Origin of the sequence: Streptomyces sp. NPDC005878, from assembly GCF_040629815.1 — a bacterium.
Lineage (GTDB): Bacteria > Actinomycetota > Actinomycetes > Streptomycetales > Streptomycetaceae > Streptomyces.
Genome location: NZ_JBEXWK010000069.1, coordinates 1 through 1,106, shown reverse-complemented (window position 1 = coordinate 1,106; position 1,106 = coordinate 1). Strand labels below are relative to the sequence as shown.

3 protein-coding genes are annotated in these 1,106 nt (G+C 70.9%); all 3 read right to left on the bottom strand.

Annotation, left to right across the window (positions count from 1 at the left end; translation table 11 throughout):
* On the bottom strand, nucleotides 1-371 hold a 371-nt coding region (locus tag ABZ404_RS39150; RefSeq protein ID WP_358991752.1), incomplete at its 3' end, for a DUF6093 family protein.
* Between the two features lie 5 nt (nucleotides 372-376).
* Entirely contained in the window at nucleotides 377-799 is a 423-nt protein-coding gene (locus ABZ404_RS39145) for a hypothetical protein (protein WP_358991749.1), read from the bottom strand.
* Between the two features lie 50 nt (nucleotides 800-849).
* Nucleotides 850-1,106: hypothetical protein (locus ABZ404_RS39140; protein WP_358991746.1), on the bottom strand; the 257-nt coding region annotated here is incomplete at its 5' end.

Here is a 1,106-nt window from a genome sequence, read left to right as displayed (position 1 = left end):
TCGTCGGTGCAGACCCAGGACCGGCCCAGCAGTGCGTCCCGGGCGGGGTTGTGGACGGCGGTGACGGTGACGAGCGCGTCCTTGGGTGCGATCGGTGCGTCCAGGGGGGTGAGCAGCCGGTAGCGGGAGATGGTCTCCCCCACCCATGGCTGCCCGGCGTCCGGGGCGACGGCCTGGCGGCTCTGCGCCTGTGGCTGCACCGCGCCCGGCCCCTCGTACAGCACGGTGCCTGCGGGCCGCTCCAGCTCGCCGGTGGTGGGGTTGAGGACCGGTGGGCCGGTGGCTGGGAGGGTGATGCGTACGGTGTCGCGCAGCACCAGGCCCTCAATGAGCACTGCGGCTTTCGCGAGCACGCCGTCCAGGTTGGGCATGGTGGTCAGCCCTTGCCCTGCGCCCAGTCGGCGAGCTGGCGGAGCATGGCCCGGGTCAGCTCGTACCGGTCGTTGCCGAGGTCGTCGCGGTTCAGGGCGGCGTTCTCTAGCGCGACCGGGTCGATGTTGGCGAGGAACACGGCCACCACTGCTCCTTCGTCGACCGGCTTGGGTTCCTCGAACGCGTGGGCAACAGCGACTTGGGCCAGGCCTTCGAAGCCGATGGGGTCGGCGTCCTTCTTCTTGTAGAGGACCACGAGAGCGGGCTGTCCGGCCTGCTGCTCGATGGTGTAGCCGCGCAGTTTGCGCGAAAGGTCGTGGCCGTCGACGGTGATGGTGGCGCCCCACCCCGTGGCCTCGATCTTCACGGCGTGTTGGGGGTCACCCATGCTCGGCTCGCTGGCCTCGGGGGCGGTGGTATCGGTCACGGAGCAGTCCTTCCAACCGGGGCGGAACGGGTGGGGTAGGCGACGAGGGCTCATACGTCGTCGTCATCGTCGATGGGCGCATCCGGATCGGGGGCGAGCTCGGTGTCCGCACCGAGGGCGAAGCCGAACGGCAGGGGCTCCAGGTCGGTGGGCGGCGCGGGCAGGGCTGCGAACAGGCGGCGGGCAACGCCCTCCACGTGGCGCAACTGCGTGGCGCCAGGGCTTCCCTTGAGGCGGATGTCGACGGAGCGGTCACCGGACCGCAGGATCACGCGCACTACAGCCCGCCGTCCACGAGTCGGCCGGT